Genomic DNA, 25,865 nt, shown 5'->3' on the forward strand with positions numbered 1-25,865 from the left:
GCGCAACGCAGTCTTTCGCGGGCGTTTCGCGCGCCCGATCCACCTCATGCCGGGTGGAACCTTACGCTACGGAAACGGGCGCTTCAGCCGCGCTATGGGTCTCGATTGATCGATCAAAAAGATATGGCCGGGCCCGCATTACGGGCCCGGCCACAAAGATTATTTCGCGTCGATCTTTTCCACCTTGCCCTTTTTCCTGGGCTTTTTGGGCGGGGCGGAGACGATCTCGAAGGCGAGCGCGCCGTCCTTGAGCTTGATGCTCACCTCGCCGCCATGGACAAGTTTGCCGAACAGCAATTCCTCGGCGAGCGGCTGCTTGATCTTCTCCTGAATCAGACGCCCCATCGGCCGCGCGCCGTAGAGCTTGTCATAGCCCTTGGTGGTGAGCCACGCCTTCGATTCGTCGTCGAGGCTGATATGGACGTTGCGATCCGACAGCTGGAGCTCGAGCTGGAGGATGAACTTCTCCACAACCCGCGCGACCACGTCCGTCGGCAGGTACGAGAAGGGCACGATCGCATCCAGCCGGTTGCGGAACTCGGGCGTGAACATCTTCTGGACCGCCTGCTCGTCCTCGCCCTCGCGGGAGAGGGTGCCGAAGCCCAGAGTCTCGCGCGCCATGTCCGATGCGCCGGCATTGGTCGTCATGATCAGGATGACATTCCTGAAATCGACTGTCTTGCCGTGGTGATCGGTCAGTTTGCCGTTATCCATCACCTGCAACAGGATGTTGAACAGGTCGGGATGCGCCTTCTCGATCTCGTCGAGCAGCAAAACCGAATGCGGCTGCTGGTCGACAGCATCAGTGAGCAATCCGCCCTGATCATAGCCGACATAGCCCGGAGGCGCACCGATCAGCCGGCTGACCGAATGCCGCTCCATATATTCCGACATGTCGAAGCGCTGGAGCGGAATGCCCATGATCGACGCCAGCTGGCGCGCGACCTCGGTCTTGCCCACGCCGGTCGGCCCGGTGAACAGATAATTGCCAATCGGCTTGTCGGGATCGCGCAGGCCCGCCCGGCTGAGCTTGATCGCCGAGCTGAGCTTCTCGATCGCCGCATTCTGCCCGAACACGACCCGCTTCAGATCGGTATCGAGCGTGGCGAGCGCCTGGGTGTCGTCGGCCGAGACCGATTTCGGCGGGATGCGCGCCATCGTCGCGATCACCTGCTCGATCTCGCGGGTGGTGATCGTCTTCTTGCGCTTGCTGAGCGGCACCAGCATCTGCATCGCGCCCACTTCGTCGATCACGTCGATCGCCTTGTCGGGCAGCTTGCGGTCGTTGATGTAGCGCGCCGACAGCTCGACCGCGGACTTGATCGCATCAGGCGTGTATTTCACTGAGTGGTGCGCCTCGAACGCCGTGCGCAGGCCGGTCAGGATCTTGATCGTATCCTCGATCGTCGGCTCATTGACGTCGATCTTCTGGAAGCGCCGCAGCAGCGCGCGGTCCTTCTCGAAATGATTGCGGAACTCCTTGTAGGTGGTGGAGCCGATGCAGCGGATCGTGCCCCCCGACAAGGCGGGCTTGAGCAGGTTGGAGGCGTCCATCGCCCCGCCGCTGGTCGCGCCAGCGCCGATCACCGTGTGGATCTCGTCGATGAACAGGATCGCGTCGGGCAGCTTCTCGAGCTCGTTGACGACTGCCTTCAGCCGCTCCTCGAAATCGCCGCGATAGCGGGTGCCGGCGAGCAGTGCGCCCATGTCGAGCGAATAGATCACGGCCGGCAACAGCACCTCAGGCACATTGCCCTCGACGATCTTGCGCGCCAGACCCTCGGCGATGGCGGTCTTGCCGACGCCGGGATCGCCTACATAGAGCGGGTTGTTCTTGGAGCGGCGGCACAGGATCTGCACTGTCCGGTCGACCTCGGGGCCGCGCCCGATCAGGGGATCGACCTTGCCGTTCCGGGCTTTCTCGTTGAGATCGACGCAGAACTGCTTGAGCGCGCTTTCGCCCTTGTTCTTGCTGTCGTTCTTGGCGGATTTCTCCTCCTCCGCGCCCTTCACTTCACGGGGCTCCGGGGCAGCGCCGCCCTTGCCGACGCCGTGCGAGATGAAGCTGACGGCATCGAGGCGGCTCATGTCCTGCTGCTGGAGGAAATAGACGGCATAGCTCTCGCGCTCGCTGAACAGCGCGACGAGCACGTTTGCACCCGTCACCTCGTCGCGGCCCGAAGACTGGACGTGGAGGATGGCGCGCTGGACGACGCGCTGGAAGCCGGAGGTCGGCGACGGATCGGTCGCTGCATCCACCTTCAGCGCCTCGAGCTCGGTATCGAGATAATGCGCGACGGTCGCCTTGAGCTCGCCGAGATCGACCCCGCAGGAGGTCATCACTTTCGAGGCGTGCTCGTCATCGACCAGCGCGAGCAGCAGATGCTCGAGCGTCGCATATTCGTGGCGTCGCGAGGACGCGGCTTCGAGCGCCTTGTGGAGGGTGGTTTCCAGCGCGGATGCGAAAGAAGGCATTACGTTACTCCATGCGGACCGCGACACAATGCGCGGTCCTTTCCTGCTATGTCGGAAGACAGACCGCCCGCATCAAGCACTTGACAAAAACCCCGGCCAAATCGGCATGCCGGAGCCCCGATGCTCATCGTTTGAATAAGCTATCGGCGCTTGCGCGGTGATTAACGGCGCGTTCCATTTTTCCGCGCGTCCGGACGATTTCGGCTTCAAGGGCCGCGATACGCGCCTCCAGCTCGGCGACCGACAGGGGATCAAGGTCCTGTCGGGCCAGTTCGGTGAGCGGATCGCCCCCCTTTTTCGGGAGAATCTCGTCCAAATCCATAAGAGTGAACGTTGACCGGGTAGGCAGCGATGTCAATAAGGCCCAGAGGCAATCCGCAAGTTGGGGGGCGGATCAATGAACGAAATTCCGGACATGATGCGCGCGATCGATCCCGAGGCCCCCGGGGGACCCGAAGTCCTGGTCGTCGTCCAGCGCCCGGTGCCGCGGCCTGGCATCGGCGAAGTCCTGATCCGGGTGGCCGCCGCGGGCGTCAATCGGCCGGAGGTGATGCAGCGCAAGGGCCTGTATCCGCCGCCGCCGGGCGCGCCGTCGATCCTGGGCATGGAAGTGTCGGGCACGATCGTCGAGGTCGGGCCCGATGTCGCCGGCGCGGGCGAACAGTTCGAGTTGCTCGGCCAGCCGGTTTGCGCGCTGATTTCGGGCGGCGCTTATGCCGAATATGCTGTCGCGCCGTACGGCCAGTGCCTTCATGTACCCCGCGCCCTGTCGATGGTCGAGGCGGCCGCGATGCCCGAGACGCTCTTCACCGTCTGGACCAATCTTTTCGAGCGTGGCTATGCGACCGAACGCGATGTGGTGCTCGTCCATGGCGGCACCAGCGGCATCGGCACCATGGCGATCGCTCTCGCCAATCTGTTCGGCCTGACCATCATCGTCACAGCCGGCTCCGACGCAAAATGCGCGGCAGCAAAGGCCCTGGGTGCTGATCACGCGGTCAACTACAAGACCCAGGATTTCGTTGCCGAAGTGAAGACGATCACCGGCGGCAAGGGTGTCGCGGTGGTGCTCGACATGGTCGGCGGCGACTATCTTCCGCGCAACATGCAGTGCCTCGCCGATGATGGCCGGCACGTCTCGATCGCGGTGCAGGGCGGCTTGCAGGCGACGATCCCGATCTTCGAGATCATGCGCCGTCGCCTGACCCTCACCGGCTCGACACTCCGCCCGCGCGACACCGTGTTCAAGAGCCTGGTCGCGGATGAGCTTGCCCGCACTGTCTGGCCGCATGTCGAGGCCGGCCGGCTGAAGCCGGTGATCGACCGTACTTATCCGCTCGCCGACGCGCCAAGCGCTCATGAGCGCATGGAATCGGGCGATCATGTGGGAAAGATCGTACTGTTGATGGAATAGCCGGGGGGCAGTGAACACATGGAACGACAGAATCCGTATCTGCGGGGCAAACATCCAACGATCAAGCGCGACGAGACGATCAGGGTGGTGCTCCTGATCGTGATCGGGCTGGTCTTCGGGACCATTTTCCTGCTGTCTGACCGGGCGCTGATCATCGGCGACCGCTCGGCTGTGGTTCGCGGTCAGACCGTCACCGCAAGTGCCGCGTCAGCCGGTTTCGTCCACGCCGTCGACGAATATGGCGTTCACATCCCCAAGATCGGCCATATTCCGATCGTCACCCCAAGAGCGTTTGGAGGCCCTGCACGCGATCTGCCGACCACGCCCGATGAGGTCCGGACGCTCCGCTACGGCTATTCGATCAACGAGCTGGACGTGCTCGGCATGCCCTTCATCCCCCGCAAGGAATATGGCGTTCTCCTCTATTACGAAACGCCGGACGAGTTCGTCGGCGTGCCGGCTGTCGACTATAATCTGCGCATGGCCGGCGTTTCAGGCACCCCGCCACGAAGCGCGTGGGATTTTGCCCTGTGGCGCTACATGTGGGGCTGGCTGTTCGTTGTCGCCTTGCTCGGCATCGGCTTTTTCGAACTTGGCGCGCTGCGTCGCCGCCGCGATGCGCTTGGCCTGATCTGATCGAAAAGCCTGGCTTATCGATCACCCGGCATATTCGATTTGACCTGCCACGCGGCGGCGCCATGAAGGCGCGAGCAACCGGGGAGCGACAATGTCTGGCCTGATCCTGCACGAATATGCCCAGTCGGGGAATTGCTACAAGATCCGCCTCACCGCGGCCCATCTCGGCATCCCGATCGAGCGCCGCGAATATGACATCATGAAGGGTGAGACGCGCTCCGCTGCGTTTCTGGGCGAGGTCAGCGCCAATGGCCGCATCCCCGTGCTTCAGATCGGCGACGATTATCTGCCGGAGAGCAACGCGGCCTGTTTCTATCTCGCTGACGGATCGCCGCTGATTCCGGCCGACCGCTATGACCGTGCCGACATGCTCCACTGGATGTTCTGGGAGCAATATAATCACGAACCCAATGTCGCGACCTTGCGCTTCTGGCGCTACTTCATCGGCGAAGCCGGGCTGAACGAAGTACAGCGCAGCCAAATTCCCGCCAAGGAGGCCGCAGGCAATGCCGCCCTCGCGCTGATGGACGCGCACCTCAGCCGCACGCCTTTCTTCATCGGTGATCGGCTAACGCTCGCCGATATCGCGCTCTATGCCTATACCCATTTTGCGGATGACGGCGGCTTCGATCTCGGACGCTATCCGGCGGTAGTCGCCTGGCTGGCGCGGGTCGCGGCGCTTCCAGGGCACGTCACTATCGACGCGTAAGGCGCACAGTCGCGGCAAATGTTTTTGGCCCGACGACTCAAAGTGTAACATACTCAAGGCATAGCGCTCTTCCATCAGAGGTTGATGGGACTGCGGCAATGGACGCTGTAACCAGGATTGCGATGGACACCTTGTCGAGAGACGGGAACATCGCGGATTTTGCCGATTTCGCGCATTCGAAGCCCGGAATCCCCGAGCGTGCGATCACCGAGCCGCGGCGGCAATATCGCACCATCTGGATTTCCGACATCCATCTCGGCACGCGCGGCTGCAACGCCGAGATGCTGATCGACTTCCTCGATCACGTCGACAGCGAGAAAATGTATCTGGTCGGCGACATCATCGATGGCTGGCGGCTCAAGAAGAAATTCTACTGGCCCCAGGCGCATAACGACGTCGTCTGGCGAATCCTGAAGCGCGCCAAGCGCGGCACCGAAGTCGTCTATATCCCCGGCAATCATGATGAGGTGATGCGGCAATTCACCGGGCTGGATTTCGGGGGCGTCATCATCCGGCGCAAGGCAATCCACGAAACGGTGGACGGCCGCCGCCTGCTGGTGCTGCACGGCGACGAGTTCGACATGATCACGCTCACCCATAAATGGCTCGCGCATGTCGGCGACGTCGCGTATGAATTCATGATGGCCTTGAATCGCTGGGTGAACGCCTATCGCCGCTTCTTCAAACTGCCCTACTGGTCCCTGTCGAAGCACGCGAAAGCAAAGGTGAAGAACGCAGTGGAGTTCATCTCCAACTATGAGGAAGTGATCGCGGAGGCAGCCGGCGCCCGGGGCGTCGATGGCGTGGTCTGCGGCCACATCCACACCGCTGAGTTTCGCAATATCGGCGGCGTCGAATATTATAATGACGGAGATTGGGTCGAAGGCTGCACCGCTCTGGTCGAGCATTTCGACGGACGCATGGAATTGCTTCACTGGGCTGACGAGATCGCCGCGCGAGATGCGGCGAAAATCGAGGCATTGGCAGCCTGACCGCCATGCGCATCGCGATCGTAACCGACGCGTGGTCGCCCCAGGTGAATGGGGTCGTGCGGACACTTCAGGCCGTCCGCGCCGAGCTTGAGCGCCTGGGACACGAGGTCCTGATCGTGTCGCCTGATCTCTTCTATTCCTTGCCGTGCCCGACCTATCCCGAGATCAGGCTCGCCTTTGCCAGCACCGGTACGGTCGGCAAGATGCTGTCGGATTTCGATCCCCAGGCGATTCATCTCGCCACTGAAGGCCCGGTGTGCCTCGCTGCGCGGCGCTGGTGCCTGGGCCATGAATTCCCCTTCACGACTGCCTATCACACCCAGTTTCCCGATTATGTTTCGGCTCGCACGGGCGTGAATCCCGAATGGGTGTGGCACTATATCCGCTGGTTCCACGCCCCGGCGCAGTCTATCCTTGCCTCGACCCCGTCGATCGCGGCCACGCTCGCTGGGCACGGCCTCGCCAATGTGCGGCATTGGGGCAGGGGAGTCGATCTCGCGACCTTCTCGGACACTATCGCGCCCGATCCCATGCTTGCGGAACTGCCCGGGCCGATTCAGCTCTATGTCGGCCGTGTCGCGGTCGAGAAGAATATCGAGGCGTTTCTCGCCACCAGCCACCCCGGCACCAAAGTGGTCGTCGGTGACGGTCCCGCCCGCGCGACGCTGGCGGCAAAATTCCCGGAGGTGAAGTTTCTGGGGCCGCGTTTCGGTGCCGATCTCGCTGCCGCTTATGCTGCCGCCGACGTTTTCGTTTTCCCCAGCCGCACCGATACGTTCGGGTTGGTGATGATCGAGGCGCTCGCCTGCGGCGTGCCGGTCGCAGCCTATCCCGTTACCGGTCCCGTCGACGTGCTGAACGACGAGGTGGGCACGATGGACGATGATCTGGACATGGCGATAGCGAACGCGCTGAGTAAGGATCGCAGCACCTGCGCGGCCTATGGCCGGGGCTTCACCTGGGAAGCGAGCGCCCGCCAGTTTCTGAGTGCACTTGTGCCCCTGGATATATCCACGCGGCATGATGAGGCTATCGCCGCCTGAGGCTTTGCGGAACGCCGCGATCGCGCAGGGTCGGCTAAGTAACGACTTTTTCGCTACAGAATATCAGTTTTGCGGATCAGCAGTCTGTTTTCCAACAGAAATACGGTCGCTGAATATCGCGGCTACACGTCCCCAAGATTCGCGAAAAACGTCGGAATGGTTCGGGAGCGCACATACCCGACTTGTGCTGCACTGCGGAAATCGGCAAGGGCGATTCCAACACCGGCCGTTGTCGGGGGAGTATGGGCGTTGAACCTCGAAAAGCTCATGTACCGCAGCGTCCCACTTTGGCTGGTGATGGCGTTGATCCTGAGCGGCCTGCTGTTTCTGATGATCTTTGGCGGGCTGGTCGTCTATGCGTCGCAGGGGGGGAAACGGCTTGCGGCACTGACGGCTCCGGCGCTCGCTATCGCCGATTTCCCCGTGCGCATTGCAAAATACATGAATACGCCTGCCGAACCTATAACCCATGACAGGCAGGAGGGCCTGCCCGATGGGTTCTGGCGCAACCCCAAGACGTCTTTCGTGGACGATGGTTACGCACTGATCCCGCACTATGAGGAAACGCTGCACCGCTACATTGTCGATCTGATCAGGCTAAGCGATGGGAAGATCATTCGGACATATGCACCTGACATTGCAGACATCAATCGCCGCTCGCAGATCGGCAGCTTGATCAAACTCACCAGCAATCATCCTCCGGAACGATACCGGCCGACCCACCCCTTGTTGATGTCCGATGGCGGGCTCGTCTTCCACGACGACACTCCGGAAGTGCGCATCGATGTGTGTGGACGCGTGGTCTGGACGCTCGACGGAATCTTTCACCACTCGAACGAAATCGGTCCGGACGGCAATATCTGGACCCCCGATCGCATGCTCAAGTCCAACCTGCCGCATGTTGGCCCTGACTTCAGGGAGGGCAGAATTTCGGAAATCTCGCCCGATGGACATCGCGTCAAGGCCGAGTCGATCCAGACGATCCTCGCACGGAACCAACTCTCCGGCCTGTGGCGGTCGAAGCCCTATACCGATGATCCAACTCATACCAACGATATCCAACCGGTAATGAAATCAGGACCCTATTGGCAAAAAGGAGATTTGTTCATCAGCATGCGCCATCTCTCCCTGATCTTGCTCTACCGGCCATCGGCCGGGCGCGTCATGTGGTGGCGACAGGGGCCCTGGAGCATGCAGCATGATGTCGACATCCTCGATGATCACCGCATCTCGGTGTTCGACAATGGTGTCCAGTCCGCGCCCGAAGGCCCGACCCCGAGGGTCAGCAACGGCGATTTTGTCGTGAACCACAATCGTCTTTATGTTTACGATTTCGCCACGGGGAAGGCGGAATCCCCCTACGAGGCGGCATTCGCCGCGCAGGACATACGGACCATCACCCAGGGTCTTGCCACCATGATGGACAATGGGGACGTGTTCGTGGAGGAAACCAACTATGGCAGGTTGCAGCGGATGAGCCGCGACGGCACAGTTCAGTGGCGATATATGTCCATGGACAAAAAGGGCCGGGGATACGAGTTGGGATGGAGCCGCTATATCGATCCAAAGACGGAGGCGGCAGGAATCCGGGCTGCAGCGAACGCACGATGCGGATGAGTGCGCCACGCCTTGCGGGCTGGGGCGCGGCCCTTTTGCTGCTCGCAGCACCGGCAGCCGCCAATGCCTATATGGGCCCGGGCCTGGGCCTTGGGCTGATCAGCGTCGCGCTCGGCTTCATCGGCTCGATCGTCCTCGGTTTCTTCGCGGTCCTCTGGTATCCGGTCAAACGCCTTCTGCGTCGTCGCCGCCAGGCCAAGGCACCGTCAACGCCGACCGAGTCCGAGGAAACTGGCGAATAGCCGTGTCGGTCCTCTTACTCTTCCTGGCAACAGTCATCGCGATCGAGCTGGCATGGGCGCTCCGCCTCGTTCCCGTGATGCGGGACCTTGGCCATTTCGGGGCACGGGCGAGCAAGGTGATGCGGCGTCGCGGTGCGTCGGACGCGTCGAGGGAACGTGCGGCGATGATCCTGTCGGCGCGGATGTTTCGCGCTTCGATGCGCAGCCTGCTATTGCTTGTTGCGGTCGCGGCGCCGATTGCGATCGTCATCATGATCGGTGACGCGCATGGGGCGCATCTCGGCGCTCTTTTCATCCATCCCGAGGCCAGCCTGGCCCTGCCCCTGTTGTGCCTCTCCTATGCCGTCATCCGATATCAAGTCCGCAAACGCCTATAGCCGCGCCGACCGGCTGCTTCATGCTGTCGCGATGGGGAATGCCGCTGTTCTCGAGATCTCGTTCGATCTCGAAAATGCGAAGTTCGGGCGCCGTGCGGCGGCGGAGTACCCGATCGAGAACCCGGTGTTCGTATGTGGCCTGGCGCGGGCCGGCACCACGATCATCATGCGCATTCTTCATGCGACGGACGAATTCGCTTCGCTCTCCTATCGCGACTTGCCATTCCCGCTTGCCCCCAATGGCGCGGATCGCATCACGGGCCGGTTCCGCCGCACCGTTGCGGCCCGGGAACGCGAGCATGGTGACGGGCTTGCCCATGATCTCGACAGCCCCGAGGCGATCGAGGAAGTGTTCTGGCGATGCTTTGAGGGGACGCGCTTTCTCCGCCCCCATGGCCTCGAACCGGTGCCCCCGCTTCCCGAAACGGTGGAGCAGTTCCGCCGCTATATGAGTCTCGTCCTGCTCCGTTATGGCCGCGGCCGGTATCTTTCGAAGAACAATGCCAACATCCTGCGCCTGCCCGCGCTCATCCAGGCCGTACCGTCCGCAATCCTGATCCATCCCTTCCGCGATCCGCTGCAGCATGCCGCGTCGCTCCTCAACCAGCATGTCCGCGCGCTTGCGCTGCACCGGTCCGATCCCTTCCGCCTGAAGTTCATGACCTGGCTCGGCCATCATGAGTTCGGTGCCGGCCAACGCCCGTTCCATCTTCCCGGCAGCCCCGATTCGTCGCTCGATCCGATGACGCTCGATTATTGGCTGGCGGCCTGGACGAGCGTGCATGATTTCCTGCTCGACCAGCCGCCGTTACTGCGCACGCGCCAGCATTTCATCGACTATGATGCGATGTGTGCGGCGCCTGGGCCGGCGGTTGCCGCACTCGCTGCGGCAGCGAAGATCGAGGTGGGGCCGGCCACCGGGACCGTGCTGCGCGCGCCGGTGCCGCACCCGATTGGCGAGGTGAGCGAGGCGCTGGTCGCCGCCGCTGCCTCCACACTCGCCCGGCTGAAGACGCGTGCGGTGGGACGATAACCCTCACGCTTGCCCCGACCGCGTAACCGGACTAAGTCAGGACCATGCCAAGGCCGCTCCGAAAGGGGCGGCCCTTTCTGTTTTTAAGGAGTTTCCCAGTGGCCCAGCCGCTCATGCCCCATGCGACCGCGTCCTGGATGGTCGACAACACCTCGCTCAGCTTCGAGCAGATCGCCGAATTCTGCGGCCTTCACATCCTCGAGATCCAGGCGATCGCTGACGATACCGCCGCGACCAAGCTCACTGGCCGCGATCCGATCCGCGCGCACGAGATCACCCAGGACGAGATCGAGAAGGGTCAGGCCGATCCCGATCACCGTCTCGTCATGCTAAAGGGCCCCGATCAGGTCCGCCGCACCAAGGGCCCGCGTTACACGCCGGTCTCGAAGCGTTCGGACAAGCCGGACGGCATCGCCTGGATCATCCGCAACCATCCCGAGATTTCGGATGGCGCGATCGGCAATTTGATCGGCACCACGCGCACGACGATCGCAGCGATCCGCGACCGCAGCCACTGGAACATCGCCAACATCACGCCCAAGGATCCGGTGACGCTCGGCCTGACCACGCAGCGCGAGCTCGACGCTGCGGTCGCCAAGGCAGCCAAGGCAGCGGGCATCGAGGCACCGGTCGATACCCGCCTCGAGGGCGATCGGGAGGCGCTGATCACTGAGCTTCGTGCCCAGCGCGATCAGCTTGCCCGGGACGCCGAAGCCGCCGAAAATGGCACCCCGCCCGTTTCGGCAGAGCCGACCGCCGAGAACCTCTTCCGCCGCTGATCCAGCCGCGCCGCCGCTCAGGCGGTGGCGCGACTAGAGGGGGCTGTGTTTCGATGGAAACAAAGCCCCCTCTAGATTCTTGTTGGTCGCGTGCTTGTTTGCGAATAGCCGGTTTCCACCTATTCGCAGCACGCTCCGCCTGAAGATTGGGGTTGGCGCTCCGGCAATTCCGTTGCTACCCGCAACTGATGGCCACCGCTTCCAAAACCGACGCAGCCTTTGTCGCCGATGAGAGCTTCGTCGCGACCAGCCACAAGGGGCTGACCTATCCCTTTGGCGGCGCCGAACCAGCGCCCGGCGCGGTTATGCCGATCGCGCCCGGCATCAACTGGGTGCGCCTCACCGTTCCCGGGCCGCTCAAGCATGTGAATTGCTGGCTGATCGACGACGAGGGCGGCGTCGCCCTGGTCGATAGCGGCATGAACCTCGACGACGCCCGTACCGCGTGGAAGACGATCTTCCGCGGCCCGCTGCTGGGCACCCGCGTGACGCGGATGATCGGCACGCATTTCCACCCCGATCACATCGGCCTCGCTGGCTGGATGTGTACGCATCATTCCGCACCGCTGCTGATGACGCGCGGCGAATGGCTGACTCTCCGGGCGACGATGCTCGACGCACGCGATGCCGTGCCGGACGAGGTCACTGCCTTCAGGCGCGGCGCGGGATGGAGCGATGAACAGATCGCAACTGCCGCGGCGTCCGGCTGGGCCGGGTTCCGCCGCATCATCACGCCGTTTCCGCTCAGCTATCAACGCCTGGTCGATGGCGGCAGCCTCACCATCGGCGGCACGATCTGGCGGGTCGTGGTCGGCTCGGGCCACAGCCCCGAACATGCCTGCCTGCTGAACGAGACCGCCGGCATCCTGATCGCCGGCGATCAGGTGCTCCCCCGCATCAGCCCCAATGTCTCGCTCGGCATCACCGAGCCCGAGTCCGATCCGCTCGGCGAATGGTTCGCCTCGATCGCGAAGCTCAGGCAATTGCCCCATAACCTCCTCGTCCTGCCGGGGCATGGCGACCCGTTCACTGGCCTGCACAACCGCCTCGATGCCATGGACCGCGAGCACCGCGATCGTCTCGACGAGCTCGAAGTCTTTCTCGCCGAGCCGCGCCGCGCGACCGATTGCTTCGGCCGCCTGTTCCGCCGTGCGATCGGCCCCGAGATGCTCGGCATGGCGACCGGCGAAGCGCTCGCGCATCTCCGCCGCCTCGAGGTCGAGGGCAGGGCGGTGAAAGAGGTGATCGACGGCGTATGGTGGTACCGCGCAGCCTGACGCTCGCTCTCGGCGCACACCGATTTCTGCCATGCCAACACGGTACACAATTGATTAAAATCCATCGCCGTTTTGGTTGTATCCCGGAATGCGAAAGGTTAGGCTTCTTCCAACCGCATCAGGGGCGGCAAGGGAGGCAATCATGACAGACGTAACAGATCAGCCCGTCACGGCGGGTATCTCCAGCCTCGTCCAGGCGCCGCTCGGCCGCCGCTCGATGATGCGTGGCATGGCGACACTACCCGTCGCAACCGCCGTTACCGGTACGGGGATCGTCGGCTTCGCCACCTCCGCCGCTGCCGCGACCGGCACGGATCCGCGGCTCCAGGCGAAGAACCTCCGCTTCGCGATCTCGGGCGGCCGAATCCTTGACGGCTATTTCGCCTCGCCGCGCGGCAAGACCAATCTCGATGTCATCGTCGTGCTGCACGGCGAGAACGGCCTTGATGCCACCGCCGAGGAGACTGCTCGTCGTTATGCGCTGTCCGGCTATTTCGCGGTTGCGCCCGATCTCGGCAAGAATTTCGCTGGCCTCGATCATGGCAACCAGGTTGCCGAAATGGTCAAGCTTGCGCCGAAGCTGAAGCGCCTGCCGCATGCCAACGGCAATGTCCGGATCGTCAGCGCCGCCTGAGCGCGTTTCCGACCATCGGATAGGAGAACGGCGTCAGGGGAGACCTTGACGCCGTTCTCATGTCGTGTTCCATTTATGTTCTTGGCAACCCGAGTCGGGAGAGAATATGATGGCCTCGAATCTTGTCTTCTACACCAACCCGATGTCGCGCGGACGCATCATCCGCTGGATGCTCGAGGAAACCGGTGCCGATTATGAAACGGTGGTGCTCGATTACGCATCGACGATGAAGGAAGAGCCGTATCTTTCGATCAATCCGATGGGGAAGGTGCCGGCGATCGTCCATAACGGCCATGTCATTACGGAATGCGCGGCGATCTGCGCTTATCTGGCCGATGCATTCCCCGAAGCCGGCCTCGCGCCGCCGACCACCGAGCGCGCCGATTATTATCGCTGGCTGTTCTTTGCCGCCGGCCCGCTCGAACAGGCAGTGACCAATAATTCGATGGGCTTCACGCCGACCGAGCAGCAGCAGCGCATGGCTGGTTATGGCAATTACGATATCGCGGTGGACACGCTCGAAAAGGCGGTGTCGGCGCATCCCTATATCGCCGGCGACAGCTTCACCGCGGCGGATGTCTATATCGGCTCGCAGATTGGCTGGGGCACGCAGTTCGGCACGCTGCCCAAGCGCGACGCCTTCACTGATTATCTCGGTCGCATCATGTCGCGCGAAGCCTGCACGCGCGCTAATGAAAAGGACAACGCCCTGATGCCCGCGCCGGAGCCGGCGACGGCGGACTGAGGCGCGCAATTTTCAGGCTTCTCCGCTTCTGACGCGGGGTCGCCGCGGTGGTCAAATTCCCTGTTCCGCCGTGGGAACAGGGAATTTTTTATTTTTTCTCGGTGTCGCTCGCGGCAGAATTGATCAATTATCTTTATATTGCAATCATTTAGATGAATTTTTCGTTCGTCTGCTCAGGCCGGAACAGGGAATAACAGGGAAATTAACAGGGAAATGTCTCGCACGAGCGCCATCCATGGCGTCGCGCGAGCGTTCGGGATCCGGACGACAAGAAAGAGCAGCCCGGGCTTCTGAGACGTCCCGTGCGCATCTTATGGCCGATCCGGGGATGCAGTTGAATCGCGGTTCTCCGGGCGGAGGAGCGGCGACTCCGATTCCAGGATTCGGCGCTCTAGAGTCGAATTCGGCCAGCTTTGCCCGTCATGCCGGACTTGTTCCGGCATCCACGTCTCCGCACGATCATTGACGGTCGGTTTGCGGCGCAGTGGACCCCGGAACAAGGCTCCCCTGAGCTTGTCGAAGGGTCCCGGGTGACGGTTGATTTAACTTGGTCGAACTGGGCTCTAAGTACGGCGTGAGCCCATCCGCTCCGGCAGCGACGCCATCACTTCGCGGCGCCAGGCCGAGCTTCCGTTCGACCACCGGGCAATCTCATCAATCGTCCGCCCACAGCCGATGCACCAGCCGCTGGCGTCGTCCATCACGCAGATATTGACGCACGGGCTCTCGATCGACTGCACCGGCACGGTCTCGACGATTCCGTCCACGGGCTTATTCGATGGTCAGCTTCGCCATCAGGAAGTCGGGCATTGGCCCGTTCCACCCATCGTCAGGGCCGTCATCCTGCGCCGGGCGCGGGCCCCGGGCGGGGCGCTCGTCCCGCGGTGGGCGGCTGTCGCGTGCCGGCCGCTCTTCACGCACCGGCCGTTCCTCGCGCGGTGCGCGTTCTTCCCGAGCGGGCCGTTCTTCACGCGCGGGCCGTTCTTCACGAGCCGGCCTCGCCTCGCGCGGCGTCCGTGGCGCGCGGGCAGGGCGTTCGGCCTCTGGCGTTTCAGCGGCCGCTTCCGGCGCATCGCGCTCGGTCTCAACCGGCTTGGCCTTGGCCGCTGGCTTGCCGCGCCCGCCACGTCCACGTGCCGCTGGAGCAGCCGATGCGGGTGCATCCTCGGCGCCTTCCCAGCGGTCGATCCGCATACCGGTCAGCTTCTCGATATTCTGCACATTCTCGGCATCGTCAGGCGTCACCAATGTGAACGCCACGCCGGTCGCGCCCGCGCGGCCGGTGCGGCCGATGCGGTGGATATAATCGTCCGGATGCCAGGGCGCGTCGAAGTTGAACACATGGCTGACACCCTTGATGTCGAGCCCACGCGCCGCGACGTCGGATGCCACCAGGATGTTCACATCGCCCGCCTTGAACCGGTCGAGCTCGGCGATCCGCTGCGATTGCTCCATGTCGCCATGGATTTCGCTCGATCGGAAGCCTGCCCGCTGCAGCGCCTTGTTCAGGTCGCGCACCGTCGTCTTGCGGTTCGAGAAGATGATCGCGGTCTTCACATCTTCCGCGTTCAGCAGCTCGGTCAGCTTTTCGCGCTTCTTCGAGGCGGAGACCGGCACCAGCCATTGCTTGATGTTGATGTTCGCGGTCGCGGGTCGTGCGACTTCGATCGTCTTGGGGTTGCTCAGGAACTTGTCGGCCAGCTTCTTGATCGGCGGCGGCATCGTCGCCGAGAAGAGCAGGGTCTGGCGCTGCTTGGGCAGCTTGGTGCAGATTTCCTCGATATCGGGGATGAACCCCATGTCGAGCATCCGGTCAGCCTCGTCGATCACCAGCAGGTTGCAGCCGGTGAGCAGGATCTTGCCGCGCCCGAACAGGTCCATCAGCCGGCCCGGCGTCGCGATCAGCACATCGACGCCCTTTTCGAGCGCCTTTTGCTGGTCGCCCATCGAAACGCCGCCGATCAGCAGCGCCATCGAGAGCTTGTGATATTTGCCGTATTTCTCGAAATTCTCCGCCACCTGCGCGGCGAGTTCGCGCGTCGGCTCGAGGATCAGCGATCGCGGCATGCGCGCGCGGCTGCGCCCTTCGCCGAGGATATCGATCATCGGCAGCACGAATGCGGCGGTCTTGCCGGTGCCGGTCTGGGCGATGGCGACGATGTCGCGCATCATCAGCACGCTTGGAATCGCGCTCGCCTGAATTGGAGTCGGCTCGGTATAGCCGGATTCATTCACGGCTTTGAGAAGTTCGTCGGAAAGGCCGAGGTCGGCGAAAGTCATGCGGTATCCGGAAAAAGGCCTCGACAAAGCGTTCGGCCAGCCCCGAAGCGCTTGCCGATCAAGGCGAGATTGTCAAGGTAAAGGGCGCCCGGCCGCCATGGAATGGGATGAATATCGACCATTTCGCCCTTTCATCCCGACGGGCTAGGCAGGCGCGGCATCCTTTCTCAGCAGCAGGCCCAGCGCGGTGGCCGCTTCGACAAAGGCGTCGATATCCGCGATGATTTCCTCGGGTTTTACTCGAAAGCCGGTCGCGATCTGGTCGATCAGCACGGTCCTTTCCATCCCGGCGGCAATGCCACGCCAGATCGCGGCGGCAGTGCCGTTCAGCACATGATACCGATCGTCGCGCTCGTCGAACAAGGCCAGTTCGCCATCGACGTCCTGCCACGTGATATAGGTCGGGATCGTCAGCATCATCATCCTTTACTGAAGCCGGCCGCGCCCATGGCTCAGATGCTGGCCGGCGTCACCGCCTGAACGCGACGCTGCTCCCACAGGATGAAAGGTCGCGCCACCGTCGCCCTGGCAAGCCTGCGCCACGTCTCGCGCAGCCGGAATTCGACGATGTCGTCAAGCACAAACGAGAACAGCATCATGCCCAGCGACAATGCCAGGACCAGCCACCATTTGTTTGCGTCGGTTGCCCACCACATCAGCATGATCGTGCCGATCTTGAAGTGAAGAAGGTAGAGCGGATAGGTGAACGAGCCGATCCGGTGTGCCCAGGGCAGGCGGACATCGCGGCCCCGCATCGCCAGGAAAAGCGCGAAGATCCCCATCATCACGCCGATCCCGATCCACGGATTCAACGGCATGCCCCGGGCTGCGATGAACATGGTCCGCGTGCCGAGCAGGGCGGTAACCGCGAGCAGCGCCAAGTTCAGCTTTTCGTTGCGGCGCTGGTACAGCAATCCCATCACGCACCCCGCGGCCAGGAAAGCATAGTCGGCGCCAAGCAGCGGCGCGCGCGGGAAGAAGGGTGCCACGATCATCTGCAGCGCGATCCACACCACCACCACGATCTGGATATGCCTGATCCAGCCAAGCATCGCGACCGCGGCGATCATTGCGTAGAAGGTGATCTCAACCGTCAGCGTCCAATAGGAGGAATCTGCCGGACGATATCCGAATGCCGGGGGATTGGTCGTCAAATTGGCGAGATATTGCCAGAAGGTGACATGCATTCGGCCCACCTCGCCGATCCCCATCAGCGTGGTAATCGTCAGGCAGATGACGAAGCTTGGATAGACGCGCGTGAAGCGGTGAGCGACGAAGGTCGATATTTTCTGCCGCTGGACGATCTGCGTGATCATCATGCCGCTGATGAGGAACAGGATGAACAGCCCGATATGTCCATAATGCGATATATCGGTGATCAGGCCCAGATCTGTATTCGCCGGGCCGAGGATGAAAGGCACGACGACACCCGATATAGTGAGTCATCACGACCCTTACGGCGCACACAGGCGAATATAATCCAGCCAGTCGATTCTGCGCTCGGTAGGTGTGGATGAATCGGCCACTTTGCTCTTCTTGCTGAACCTCAGTCCAAGGCGATACGCGCTACTCGGGCCCGGCGCCAGCCGCACTAAGCAGAGATTCTTCGCTTGGCCAACGGACGGATGGCTCGTTCACGGTTCAAGGCGGCGACGGCGTCGTGGATTGCGTTATCGAGGGTGTGTATATCGACGAAGGTCTGGTGAGCGAGATGATGGGCTTTGAGGTCGCGCCAGACCAACTCGATATCGTTGAGTTCAGGGGCGTATTTGGGCAGCCACTCGACGGTGAGCCAGTGCTTGCGGGCCTCGATTGCAGCGCGCGAGAGCTTGCTGACGTGGATCGGCCCATTGTCCTCGACCAACACGACCGGGGTCGTCATCCGTCCCGGTTGCGGGCCATACAACCGATCGAGTTGCTCGAGGTGAGCAACGAAATCACTGCTGCGTTTGGTTGGGCTGGTGTGCACGATGAGTTGGCGGGTGGCGTGGTCGAACGAACCCATGATCGCCATCTTGTTGGCCTGGCCGGGTGGCGGCACCCGCAGATCCGCGCCGCGCCTGGCCCACGCCCGTGCCAGATAGGGATGGGTCAGCGCCTCGCTTTCGTCGCCATAGAGCAGAACGATGTCGCCCGCTGCCGCCTGCGCCTTGCGCAATTTGAGGCGCAACCCGACGCGCTCGATCTCGCCGGCAATCTGGCGGCCTTTCAGCTTGTGCTGGGGCCGCCGCCAGCGGAAGTTTTTTTTCGTAGCGCCTTGGACAGTTGCGATCGGCCAATCTTGATGCCCTCGCGCGCCTCGATCTCAACCATGAGGCGCGCGATCGTCCAGTTGGGCCGGTCAGCAACCGGCGCTTCGAGGAGCGACGCAACGACACGGAGCGCCGCCTCGCTCTTCACCGGCGCCGGACCGGGCGCCACGGTCGCCTTCAACGCCTCGACACCGCCATGGGCAAAATCGCTGCGCCACAGGCGTACCGTATCCTCCCGCACCCCAAAGGCTTCCGCAATGCGCGGGCTGGTCCATCCCGAAAGCGTCAATAGGATCGCCCGTGCCCGATCCGCCTCACCACGTTCTCCTGAACGAGCCAGCGTTCGCAGGACCGCTCGCTGCTCCTCATTCGCCGTCACCGGAGATTTTCCCGCCATGACCTTCCTCCTCGCTGGGCGAAGACAGAATCACAGATCCTATCCGTTGGTCAAGCCAACGGAAGCTGCTTAGCTGTTAAAGCTGGAAGACCCACTTGCAGACGTTGAAAACGCGTTCGGCGCTTCCCATAACCGGACGCTCGTTCAGGTCTGTTGAAGTTCTTTAAGGGGCCGGACTGACACGTCCGCCCACAGGCTCAATTGAGAACTACAACCTGTCCAGCAGACAATCGCAACCTCCAAAGCCGCGACGGAGATCATGGGCGCGCTAGCAACGGCGAGGTAGCGTCGCCCTACCTGGCAAGCATCGGCCTCGGCTACGGCAACCTGCCACGTTGGCCTGACAATGCCGACTGGCTGGCTTGCGGAGGCGAGGCATACCCTCGCCGAGCCGGTGTCCCCCTAACAGCGGTGAATGTGTCCTGATAGAGCCGCCGCGCACCATACGGACAGCGTGCAGGATGAAGCGGAGTTCGAGAGCAAAATTGCTTCGCTACCCGCCATGTCCAGCCACGATTCTCGAGCCGGCACCGTTTCCTGCGGTTCCCCGACCTGCTACCTCCAACTTGAATTTAACCCCATGCCCCCGCGGCGATGGTCGCGCCGGTAGCAGGTGGAGATCGGTTTGGCTTTAGACGTTTCGGCTGTCCGTACAAACCTTGGTGCCCGCACGCCGACCGCGCAAGCGATCCTGTTCTACGCCGCCTTTGCGCTTTGCGTCACGATCGTCACATTCACGAATGATGTGATCATCGCGCTGATCCGCGATCTGACCGGCAGGGGCGCCGACTGGCCTATCCGTCGCACGCTGCAATATGCGAGCGGCGATTATCACGGTCAGTATCTGCTCGCGTCGCTCAAGGATGCCGCGTTTTTCGCCTGTGTCATCCTGTTCGGGTTCCTGCTGCGCGGAGCGGTCGCTCCACTCGTCCCCGCGCTCCGGCAACGCAAGCTATGGGCCGATGTGATCATCGCGCTGCTGATCGCGAGCATCTTCCTGTGCGAGATCGCGCCCAACGGCATGGGCAGCATCTATGGCAATCTGTCGGTCGATCCCTTCGTGCAAGAGCAAGGATTCTATCATCGCCGCATCCTGATGCCCGCGCTGGCGCACCTGCTGCATCTTGGCGGCGTGCTATACGGCCTGTTTTACTGGGCGGTGGCGCTGGGCGTTCTCGCGCTTTCCAGCATCTATCTAGTCGGCAAGGGGCTGGTGCTGTCGCGCCTCGAACTCGCATCGCTCTACACGATCGGCATTTTTGCCACGGCGCTCGGCTTGCCGGGATATGCGGAGATATTGGTGCTCGGGCTGACGCTGCTGGCGATGCTCGATTTCGACAGACACGGGCGCACAGGCGTCACCCAGCCAGTGTGTTTCGCGCTCGCGCTGCTGACGCACGAGACGGCTGCGGTGCTCGCCTTCGGCACGCTTGCACTATGCCTGTTCGATCGCCGCTTCCTATGGCATTTTGCCGGCCTGCTTGCGCTTTATCTGCTCATCTGGCTTGCCAGTTACGGCTTCGATCTCTATCGCGCCACGACCATCCAGCTTGCCGGCGGCAAGAGCAATGCCGGTCAGTTTGCCCGCACGCTGCCACTGGTGCTGTTCAGCCTGATCGCGGCCTATAAACTGACCCTGCTCGCCGCCGTTCCGGCCGTTATCGGGTTCGTCGCGGCGCGGCAGTACCGCATGGCGTTGCTGATCGTTCTGGGGTTGGGCGGGAGCGTCGCCTTGACCGCCATCGCAACCGATTACACGCGCATGATGGCGTTCGGCAGCTTCGCCATCCTCATAGCGCTGGCGGCGGTCCTGCCGCGGCTGTCGGGCCGGGCGCGGATCGCGCTTGCGACCATCAACCTCCTGCTCCCGACGGTTTATGTCAGCGCCTATCACGGCGCGGTCGCCTATCACGGCCTTTACGGACTGCTGCTAACGCGCGTGTTTGGCATGCGCGGATGATAGAGTCTGCGCGGTTTGCGCCGACTTTCGAGCCACGGCATTCCCAACGATGAGCAGGTCGATATCTGTCTGCATGAAACATCGAAAGGCGTCATCCGGGGTCGAAACGATGGGTTCGTCCCGCATATTGAAGGACGTATTGACCAGTATCGGACAGCCGGTCAGCTTCAGGAACGCTTCGATCAGTGCGTGGTAAAGCGGGTTCGTTTCCTGGTCCACCGTCTGAATTCTGGCAGAATAGTCGATATGCGTGACAGCGGGTATCGTGGAGCGCTGAACGTCAAGCTGGGCCAGGCCGCGAAGCATGTCATCCCCGACTGAAAGCGGGCAGCGTCTTTCCGGCGCAACCTCCGCGACAAGCAGCATGTACGGACTGTCGGTATCGAGATCGAACCATTCGCTCACATGCTCGCGCAACACGCTGGGCGCGAAAGGACGAAAGGATTCGCGATTCTTCACTTTCAGATTGAGCTTCCGCTGCATCGATGGCGAACGCGGATCGGCAAGGATCGACCGTGCGCCCAGCGCCCGGGGACCAAATTCCATCCGCCCCTGATGCCAACCGATGACATCGCCATCCGCCAGCGCGCGCGCAGCGATGTCGATCATCTCGGCCTCCGAGTGAATCGTATAGATGCACCCGAGCGCATCGAGCCGACCCACAATCTCGGCCTGCGAATAGTGCGGCCCCAAAAGGGCGCCGTTCATGCCGTCGCGTCCTGACCGGATCACCCGCGGTTGGTGCCGGTGCAGGTGATAGGCACCCAATGCCGCGCCAATCGCGCCGCCGGCATCGCCAGCTGCAGGCTGTATCCAGAGCCGCTCGAACGTCCCTTCGCGCAACAGCTTGCCGTTGGCGACACAATTCAGCGCGACGCCGCCCGCGAGGCAGAGGTTGCGCTCCCCGGTTGATCTCGCAGCTTCCCTTGCGAGCTTGAGCACAATGTCTTCGATCACGACCTGGATCGATGCGGCCAGGTCCATGTCCCGCTGCGTCAGAGCCCCTTCCGGGCTTCTGCGCGGTCCGCCGAAGAGTTGGTCGAACGCTGCGTTGGTCATCGTCGACCCGCTGCAATAGTCGAAATAGTCCATGTTCAGGTGAAAGCTGCCGTCCTCCTGCACATCGATCAGATGGTTCCTGATCTTGTCGGCGTAGGTCGGGCTGCCATAAGGTGCCAAACCCATCACCTTGTATTCCCCGTCATTCACCGCGAAGCCGGTGTAATAGGTGAAGGCCGAATAGAGCAGGCCGAGCGAATGCGGAAAACGGATTTCGCGTTGAACGGTCAGGTCGCTGCCGGCCCCGACGGAGAGCGACGTGGTCGTCCATTCGCCGACGCCGTCCATCGTGAGAATAGCGGCATTTTCAAATGGCGAGGGAAAGAAGGCGCTCGCCGCATGGCTGAGATGATGCTCGCTGAACAGCAGCCGCGCCTCCCAATCGATCTGCCCGCCGAGCAGATCGCGCAGCGCGCGCGCGATGACTCGCTTCTGGAACAGCTTTTCCGACAGCCAGCTCGGCACCGAGCGCCGGAACGCGGCAAAGCCGGCCGGGGCGAAGGCCAGATAGGTCTCGAGGATCCGTTCGAACTTCAGGAACGGCTTGTCGTAAAAGGCGACATGATCGACCGACGCCGCATCGATGCCCGCTTCTTCCAGGCACCAGGCGATGGCGTTGGCGGGGAAGGACGCGTCATGCTTCAGGCGGGTGAAGCGTTCCTCCTGCGCCGCGGCGATGATCTCCCCATCGATGATCAGGCAGGCCGCCGCGTCGTGATAAAAGGCCGATATGCCGATGATGATCATGTCAGAACAGGACGTACACGAGCGGCGCGAGCACCGATCCCTGCGCGAGGATCAACAGCCCGCCGATGGCCACCATCACGAGGATGATCGGCAGCAGCCAGAGCTTCTTGCGGACGCGCAGAAATCTCCAGAGATCGGTGATGAAGGACATGAGGGTTCCGGAGCCTTGCTAGAACGGATCTTCGAACGAACTGTCATTGGGCTGTGGCAGCGCCCTGGTCACCCAGTAGGATTTGCCGCTGGGCCGTTTGAGCCGCAGCTCGTCCCGCCCGAGCAACCGCGCGATGAGGGCGATCGGCGTGACGAGCAGGAAGAAGATCACGGCAAGGACGAGCGGGCTCACGATCATCCCCAGGATCGCGCCGAGCCGTAGCCAGAGCCGCGCGACTGGATCGAGCTGCGCGGGGTGCAACAGGGCCGCCGCCGCCGACAGCGCGCCCACCGCCAGCATCGCGAGCGTCGCCGCTGGTGGCAACCCATGCCATGCGCGATACACGCCGGCTGCCAGGAGCAAGGCCGCGAGCATCAGGCCGAAGGAGCGGCCGGGCTTGCCATCGTCGCGCACCGTTAGCGCCCCCCCGGCGCGGCGGGCAATGCCGCGACGATCGCCCGGGCGGCGATCTTCGCCCCGGACTCCCTGAAATGGAGGTCATGGCTCCAGTAATTGTCGGTGCTCAGCTTCGGCATCAGGTCGATCGGCATGATCCCCACCGCGCGCATCCGCGCCATATAGCCCGCCACTGCGGTGGCATGCCTGCCTGCCCGCACCTCGACGACCGATGGGATGATCACGAGGTGGAAACCCATGCCCCGCGCTTTGGCGAGCGCCTGCATGTCGAGCGTGTACCGGACGCCGCGGGCGATGAACGCCCCACGCTGCGCGGCGGGGAAATTATAGTCGACCGCCGTCCCGCGCGACACCACGGCGCCGATCGCCCGGCGTACCAGGTTGCGAATCTCGGGCAGCAGCAGCGAACGCAGCGGGGGCAGGCGCCGGGGGGGGACGGGTTTCGCATAGGCGCGGACCTTCGCCGCCAATTGCGCATCGGTAAGCCGTCTGTCGCCGCGCCCGTACAACCGCGTGACGCGGTAGCCATCGATCACCGTTTCCTCGCGTGGCGGCCGGAGATCATTGCCGTAGAACAGATAGACGACCTCGCGTCCGCGCACATGGGTTCGCCGCAGCGCGTCCAGCTGGTTGGGCAGATCATAGCCGCTGACGCCCAGATTATAGGCGTCGGTGCCGGGCCGGTCGCGTTCGATCCATTTATCGATGGTCGCCGACTGATCGAGCAGCAGGCCGAAGGCGAAGGAATCGCCGATCAGCAGGATCCGGTTGGTCGCGTCCGGCCGCGGCTCGTCGTCGCGGTCCCCCAGCGAATTGATGCGGATATGGCCGCTGGCATAGCCGTCGTCAAAGTCGCGGTCATAGCCGGGCTTGAGCACGCCTCCGGTGACCGGGTCAGGCAAATAAAGGCCGCGTTGCTGCTCCGCGAGCGGACCCGTTGGCCGATTCTTCCACCACAGGCCGAGTTCAGCGACGAACAGCGCGCCATAGGTCGCCACAGCGACAAGGGCGACCGACACGACGATGGAACCGGCGCGGGTCAGCGTAAATCGCTTGAACGCAGCCCTGATCCCGGGCCGCCTGGCGGCGGGCGCTTCGGCGGCGGCAGGGTCCTGCGCTATCGTTCATCCCCTCGATTACGCGGACAGGCTCTGCACAGGAGCGTTGCACCCGGATTCAGCGCAGCGATCTTGTTCAGGCGAAGCGTGTTCATGCCACGCAATCCGCACCAAGCCAAGCGGATGACACGAAGATCGCGCCAGGGTCAGCGCGGATAGCGGTCTGTTCGATCGACGAATCTTCAAGCTTCACCCTCGCCTCCAGGGTTGGTGTTGGCAACCGCATCCTGCCGAAGGCCGGGCCGCTATCCACCCCCCGTGGAATCTGTCACCGCAATCCAGTTCTGCTCACGGCCGCCGAAAAGCAGCAATAGCTTTCTTTGCCCTGTTTCGCGTGGTCGTGCGTTCCCGTGGAACGACAAAGGAAAAGACCATGAACCCGACACGCATTCCCGGCAACGAGCCTGACTCCGGCGATATGTCCACAGAGCCCGGGACAGGAGCGCCGAACGATCAACCGGAAAACCATGATTTGCCTGATGATGCCGAAAAACTGGGAGATTTTGCTTAGCGCAAATTCTGCTTGGGTAGGCGCCCGGCGGCTATTCAGTGGCTCGCCAGACACGAAGACCCACAATGCGACAATTAGGGCGACGTTGCCCCTTCCCGAAACCTGCCGCTCGTTCATCTTCTGCATTCGGCTTGGATTGACCGACCCGACCGCTCTCACGAAAAGATGAAATGCCCGATGCTCCCAACTCCTCGCCAGTGAATGACCGCCTGTCTCGGCTAAGGGAAATCCTGCAGGACGAAAATATCGCCCGCAACCCTGGAAAAGCTGGCAGCGGCTCTCTTGAGCAAGATGCTGGGGATCAGCGTCGCAGTCGCCAAGTCCGATTTTCAGCATGGTGGCGATGGCGGGACCTCCGGACGCGAGGGACGAAGGCTTCGGATCGAAACCAACCGCTACGCCGACGGAACAGCATTCAGCACCCGCGAACTGGTCGGCGAGATCGAAGATGCGCTTGCGCGTGACCCAGCGCTCGAAGCGTTGATATTGGTCGCGACACGAGAGGCTGCCGAGCAGATTGAGCAGAGCTTGCTGCACAAGGGAGAGGTGGTTGGTATCCCGGTACTGATCATGGATTGGAAGGCTGCGGGTTTCCTGGCCTGGCGGCTCTTTGCACGAGTGCACCGGAGATCGTGGAGACCTTTGTCAGCGCCGAGGCTGCGGCGATCTCCGCCGCGCTGATGAGCGACGCGGCGCCGGCACGCGGCGCGCTCATGCGGGGAACTTGAAGCTTGGCAGCTAAGCAGAGATTCTTCGCTTGGCCAACGGACGATGGCTCGTTCACGGTTCAAGGCGGCGACGGCGTCGTGGATTGCGTTATCGAGGGTGTGTATATCGACGAAGGTCTGGTGAGCGAGATGATGGGCTTTGAGGTCGCGCCAGACCAACTCGATATCGTTGAGTTCAGGGGCGTATTTGGGCAGCCACTCGACGGTGAGCCAGTGCTTGCGGGCCTCGATTGCAGCGCGCGAGAGCTTGCTGACGTGGATCGGCCCATTAT

The 25,865-nt window shown here is 62.6% G+C and carries 28 protein-coding genes and 1 pseudogene; 16 read left to right on the plus strand and 13 right to left on the minus strand.

The window, feature by feature from the left end; all coding sequences use genetic code 11:
- Nucleotides 1–159 precede the first annotated feature (159 nt).
- On the minus strand, nucleotides 160–2,475 hold the full coding sequence (gene clpA / locus AC1DVS_RS21055) for an ATP-dependent Clp protease ATP-binding subunit ClpA (protein WP_478026077.1): 2,316 nt from the start codon (nucleotides 2,473–2,475) through the stop codon (nucleotides 160–162).
- Nucleotides 2,476–2,599: 124 nt separating this feature from the next.
- Nucleotides 2,600–2,797: a DUF1192 domain-containing protein gene (locus tag AC1DVS_RS21060; protein ID WP_478026079.1), complete on the minus strand. Its 198-nt coding sequence runs from the start codon at nucleotides 2,795–2,797 to the stop codon at nucleotides 2,600–2,602.
- A 75-nt stretch (nucleotides 2,798–2,872) separates the two neighbouring features.
- Between AC1DVS_RS21060 and AC1DVS_RS21065 the strand changes: the two genes are divergently transcribed.
- The 13 genes from AC1DVS_RS21065 to AC1DVS_RS21125 all read left to right on the plus strand — a co-directional run bounded on the left by AC1DVS_RS21065 (nucleotide 2,873) and on the right by AC1DVS_RS21125 (nucleotide 13,973).
- Nucleotides 2,873–3,889, plus strand: coding sequence for an NAD(P)H-quinone oxidoreductase (locus AC1DVS_RS21065; protein ID WP_478026081.1), 1,017 nt, complete (start codon nucleotides 2,873–2,875; stop codon nucleotides 3,887–3,889).
- A gap of 18 nt (nucleotides 3,890–3,907) precedes the next feature.
- Entirely contained in the window at nucleotides 3,908–4,525 is a 618-nt protein-coding gene (locus AC1DVS_RS21070) for a hypothetical protein (protein ID WP_478026083.1), read from the plus strand.
- A gap of 91 nt (nucleotides 4,526–4,616) precedes the next feature.
- Nucleotides 4,617–5,234: a glutathione S-transferase family protein gene (locus AC1DVS_RS21075; RefSeq protein WP_478026085.1), complete on the plus strand. Its 618-nt coding sequence runs from the start codon at nucleotides 4,617–4,619 to the stop codon at nucleotides 5,232–5,234.
- Between the two features lie 98 nt (nucleotides 5,235–5,332).
- Nucleotides 5,333–6,226: a UDP-2,3-diacylglucosamine diphosphatase gene (locus tag AC1DVS_RS21080; protein WP_478026087.1), complete on the plus strand. Its 894-nt coding sequence runs from the start codon at nucleotides 5,333–5,335 to the stop codon at nucleotides 6,224–6,226.
- 5 nt (nucleotides 6,227–6,231) lie between these two features.
- A complete protein-coding gene (locus tag AC1DVS_RS21085) occupies nucleotides 6,232–7,269 on the plus strand; it encodes a glycosyltransferase family 4 protein (protein WP_478026089.1) in 1,038 nt (345 codons plus the stop codon).
- Between the two features lie 249 nt (nucleotides 7,270–7,518).
- Nucleotides 7,519–8,886 carry an arylsulfotransferase family protein gene (locus AC1DVS_RS21090; protein WP_478026091.1) on the plus strand — a complete coding sequence of 456 codons (1,368 nt, stop codon included), beginning with the start codon at nucleotides 7,519–7,521 and terminating at the stop codon, nucleotides 8,884–8,886.
- Nucleotides 8,883–9,128: a hypothetical protein gene (locus AC1DVS_RS21095; protein WP_478026093.1), complete on the plus strand. Its 246-nt coding sequence runs from the start codon at nucleotides 8,883–8,885 to the stop codon at nucleotides 9,126–9,128. The genes AC1DVS_RS21090 and AC1DVS_RS21095 overlap by 4 nt, the downstream gene beginning before the upstream one ends.
- A gap of 2 nt (nucleotides 9,129–9,130) precedes the next feature.
- Nucleotides 9,131–9,505 (plus strand): hypothetical protein, encoded by a 375-nt coding sequence (locus tag AC1DVS_RS21100; protein WP_478026094.1) that lies wholly within the window; start codon nucleotides 9,131–9,133, stop codon nucleotides 9,503–9,505.
- On the plus strand, nucleotides 9,468–10,538 hold the full coding sequence (locus tag AC1DVS_RS21105; protein WP_478026096.1) for a sulfotransferase: 1,071 nt from the start codon (nucleotides 9,468–9,470) through the stop codon (nucleotides 10,536–10,538). The genes AC1DVS_RS21100 and AC1DVS_RS21105 overlap by 38 nt, the downstream gene beginning before the upstream one ends.
- A 98-nt stretch (nucleotides 10,539–10,636) precedes the next feature.
- Complete coding sequence (locus AC1DVS_RS21110; RefSeq protein WP_478026097.1) at nucleotides 10,637–11,317, plus strand: cell cycle transcriptional regulator TrcR; 681 nt, start codon at nucleotides 10,637–10,639, stop codon at nucleotides 11,315–11,317.
- Between the two features lie 188 nt (nucleotides 11,318–11,505).
- Complete coding sequence (locus AC1DVS_RS21115; RefSeq protein WP_478026099.1) at nucleotides 11,506–12,594, plus strand: MBL fold metallo-hydrolase; 1,089 nt, start codon at nucleotides 11,506–11,508, stop codon at nucleotides 12,592–12,594.
- Between the two features lie 142 nt (nucleotides 12,595–12,736).
- Nucleotides 12,737–13,228: a dienelactone hydrolase family protein gene (locus AC1DVS_RS21120; protein WP_478026101.1), complete on the plus strand. Its 492-nt coding sequence runs from the start codon at nucleotides 12,737–12,739 to the stop codon at nucleotides 13,226–13,228.
- A gap of 109 nt (nucleotides 13,229–13,337) precedes the next feature.
- Nucleotides 13,338–13,973: a glutathione S-transferase family protein gene (locus AC1DVS_RS21125; protein WP_478026103.1), complete on the plus strand. Its 636-nt coding sequence runs from the start codon at nucleotides 13,338–13,340 to the stop codon at nucleotides 13,971–13,973.
- Nucleotides 13,974–14,536: 563 nt separating this feature from the next.
- On the opposite strand, the gene AC1DVS_RS21130 is transcribed toward AC1DVS_RS21125, so the two are convergent.
- The 6 genes from AC1DVS_RS21130 to AC1DVS_RS21155 all read right to left on the minus strand — a co-directional run bounded on the left by AC1DVS_RS21130 (nucleotide 14,537) and on the right by AC1DVS_RS21155 (nucleotide 18,902).
- The gene (locus AC1DVS_RS21130) at nucleotides 14,537–14,740 is read right to left on the minus strand and encodes a DUF1289 domain-containing protein (RefSeq protein WP_478026104.1); all 204 of its coding nucleotides are present in this window, start codon (nucleotides 14,738–14,740) and stop codon (nucleotides 14,537–14,539) included.
- A gap of 4 nt (nucleotides 14,741–14,744) precedes the next feature.
- The gene (locus AC1DVS_RS21135; protein ID WP_478026106.1) at nucleotides 14,745–16,253 is read right to left on the minus strand and encodes a DEAD/DEAH box helicase; all 1,509 of its coding nucleotides are present in this window, start codon (nucleotides 16,251–16,253) and stop codon (nucleotides 14,745–14,747) included.
- A gap of 144 nt (nucleotides 16,254–16,397) precedes the next feature.
- Complete coding sequence (locus tag AC1DVS_RS21140) at nucleotides 16,398–16,676, minus strand: PqqD family protein (protein WP_478026108.1); 279 nt, start codon at nucleotides 16,674–16,676, stop codon at nucleotides 16,398–16,400.
- A gap of 29 nt (nucleotides 16,677–16,705) precedes the next feature.
- Complete coding sequence (locus tag AC1DVS_RS21145) at nucleotides 16,706–17,674, minus strand: acyltransferase family protein (protein WP_478026110.1); 969 nt, start codon at nucleotides 17,672–17,674, stop codon at nucleotides 16,706–16,708.
- A gap of 170 nt (nucleotides 17,675–17,844) precedes the next feature.
- Entirely contained in the window at nucleotides 17,845–18,525 is a 681-nt protein-coding gene (locus AC1DVS_RS21150) for an IS630 family transposase (RefSeq protein WP_478026131.1), read from the minus strand.
- The gene (locus tag AC1DVS_RS21155; RefSeq protein ID WP_478026112.1) at nucleotides 18,462–18,902 is read right to left on the minus strand and encodes a helix-turn-helix domain-containing protein; all 441 of its coding nucleotides are present in this window, start codon (nucleotides 18,900–18,902) and stop codon (nucleotides 18,462–18,464) included. The genes AC1DVS_RS21150 and AC1DVS_RS21155 overlap by 64 nt, the downstream gene beginning before the upstream one ends.
- A gap of 625 nt (nucleotides 18,903–19,527) precedes the next feature.
- On the opposite strand from AC1DVS_RS21155, the gene AC1DVS_RS21160 reads away from it, so the two are divergent.
- Entirely contained in the window at nucleotides 19,528–20,862 is a 1,335-nt protein-coding gene (locus tag AC1DVS_RS21160) for a hypothetical protein (RefSeq protein ID WP_478026114.1), read from the plus strand.
- On the opposite strand, the gene AC1DVS_RS21165 is transcribed toward AC1DVS_RS21160, so the two are convergent.
- Genes AC1DVS_RS21165 through AC1DVS_RS21180 form a run of 4 tightly spaced genes read right to left on the minus strand, consistent with a single transcriptional unit; the run spans nucleotide 20,833 to nucleotide 24,255 of the window.
- Entirely contained in the window at nucleotides 20,833–22,668 is a 1,836-nt protein-coding gene (locus tag AC1DVS_RS21165) for a carbamoyltransferase family protein (RefSeq protein ID WP_478026116.1), read from the minus strand. The two genes, AC1DVS_RS21160 and AC1DVS_RS21165, sit on opposite strands and share 30 nt — an antisense overlap.
- Nucleotide 22,669: 1 nt before the next feature.
- On the minus strand, nucleotides 22,670–22,819 hold the full coding sequence (locus AC1DVS_RS21170) for a DUF5989 family protein (RefSeq protein ID WP_478026118.1): 150 nt from the start codon (nucleotides 22,817–22,819) through the stop codon (nucleotides 22,670–22,672).
- A gap of 18 nt (nucleotides 22,820–22,837) precedes the next feature.
- The gene (locus AC1DVS_RS21175) at nucleotides 22,838–23,233 is read right to left on the minus strand and encodes an SxtJ family membrane protein (RefSeq protein WP_478026120.1); all 396 of its coding nucleotides are present in this window, start codon (nucleotides 23,231–23,233) and stop codon (nucleotides 22,838–22,840) included.
- A gap of 2 nt (nucleotides 23,234–23,235) precedes the next feature.
- Nucleotides 23,236–24,255, minus strand: a complete 1,020-nt coding sequence (locus AC1DVS_RS21180) for a hypothetical protein (protein ID WP_478026121.1) — start codon at nucleotides 24,253–24,255, stop codon at nucleotides 23,236–23,238.
- 472 nt (nucleotides 24,256–24,727) lie between these two features.
- Between AC1DVS_RS21180 and AC1DVS_RS21185 the strand changes: the two genes are divergently transcribed.
- A complete protein-coding gene (locus AC1DVS_RS21185; protein ID WP_478026123.1) occupies nucleotides 24,728–24,865 on the plus strand; it encodes a hypothetical protein in 138 nt (45 codons plus the stop codon).
- 282 nt (nucleotides 24,866–25,147) lie between these two features.
- Nucleotides 25,148–25,546 (plus strand): hypothetical protein, encoded by a 399-nt coding sequence (locus tag AC1DVS_RS21190; RefSeq protein ID WP_478026132.1) that lies wholly within the window; start codon nucleotides 25,148–25,150, stop codon nucleotides 25,544–25,546.
- Between the two features lie 200 nt (nucleotides 25,547–25,746).
- Here AC1DVS_RS21190 and AC1DVS_RS21195 read toward each other — a convergent pair.
- Nucleotides 25,747–25,854: pseudogene (locus tag AC1DVS_RS21195) on the minus strand (transposase); the annotation flags it as partial.
- Nucleotides 25,855–25,865: the final 11 nt, after the last annotated feature.

The sequence above is a fragment of the Sphingomonas sp. P3_C5 genome (genome assembly GCF_056402635.1).

Bases quoted from the DNA above. Each gene is read 5' to 3' on its own strand.
- clpA (WP_478026077.1), bottom strand. From the start codon at position 2,475: ATGCCTTCTTTCGCATCCGCGCTGGAAACCACCCTCCACAAGGCGCTC.
- AC1DVS_RS21060 (WP_478026079.1), bottom strand. From the start codon at position 2,797: ATGGATTTGGACGAGATTCTCCCGAAAAAGGGGGGCGATCCGCTCACC.
- AC1DVS_RS21065 (WP_478026081.1), top strand. From the start codon at position 2,873: ATGAACGAAATTCCGGACATGATGCGCGCGATCGATCCCGAGGCCCCC.
- AC1DVS_RS21070 (WP_478026083.1), top strand. From the start codon at position 3,908: ATGGAACGACAGAATCCGTATCTGCGGGGCAAACATCCAACGATCAAG.
- AC1DVS_RS21075 (WP_478026085.1), top strand. From the start codon at position 4,617: ATGTCTGGCCTGATCCTGCACGAATATGCCCAGTCGGGGAATTGCTAC.
- AC1DVS_RS21080 (WP_478026087.1), top strand. From the start codon at position 5,333: ATGGACGCTGTAACCAGGATTGCGATGGACACCTTGTCGAGAGACGGG.
- AC1DVS_RS21085 (WP_478026089.1), top strand. From the start codon at position 6,232: ATGCGCATCGCGATCGTAACCGACGCGTGGTCGCCCCAGGTGAATGGG.
- AC1DVS_RS21095 (WP_478026093.1), top strand. From the start codon at position 8,883: ATGAGTGCGCCACGCCTTGCGGGCTGGGGCGCGGCCCTTTTGCTGCTC.
- AC1DVS_RS21105 (WP_478026096.1), top strand. From the start codon at position 9,468: ATGCCGTCATCCGATATCAAGTCCGCAAACGCCTATAGCCGCGCCGAC.
- AC1DVS_RS21115 (WP_478026099.1), top strand. From the start codon at position 11,506: ATGGCCACCGCTTCCAAAACCGACGCAGCCTTTGTCGCCGATGAGAGC.
- AC1DVS_RS21120 (WP_478026101.1), top strand. From the start codon at position 12,737: ATGACAGACGTAACAGATCAGCCCGTCACGGCGGGTATCTCCAGCCTC.
- AC1DVS_RS21125 (WP_478026103.1), top strand. From the start codon at position 13,338: ATGGCCTCGAATCTTGTCTTCTACACCAACCCGATGTCGCGCGGACGC.
- AC1DVS_RS21135 (WP_478026106.1), bottom strand. From the start codon at position 16,253: ATGACTTTCGCCGACCTCGGCCTTTCCGACGAACTTCTCAAAGCCGTG.
- AC1DVS_RS21140 (WP_478026108.1), bottom strand. From the start codon at position 16,676: ATGATGATGCTGACGATCCCGACCTATATCACGTGGCAGGACGTCGAT.
- AC1DVS_RS21155 (WP_478026112.1), bottom strand. From the start codon at position 18,902: ATGGCGGGAAAATCTCCGGTGACGGCGAATGAGGAGCAGCGAGCGGTC.
- AC1DVS_RS21165 (WP_478026116.1), bottom strand. From the start codon at position 22,668: ATGATCATCATCGGCATATCGGCCTTTTATCACGACGCGGCGGCCTGC.
- AC1DVS_RS21170 (WP_478026118.1), bottom strand. From the start codon at position 22,819: ATGTCCTTCATCACCGATCTCTGGAGATTTCTGCGCGTCCGCAAGAAG.
- AC1DVS_RS21185 (WP_478026123.1), top strand. From the start codon at position 24,728: ATGAACCCGACACGCATTCCCGGCAACGAGCCTGACTCCGGCGATATG.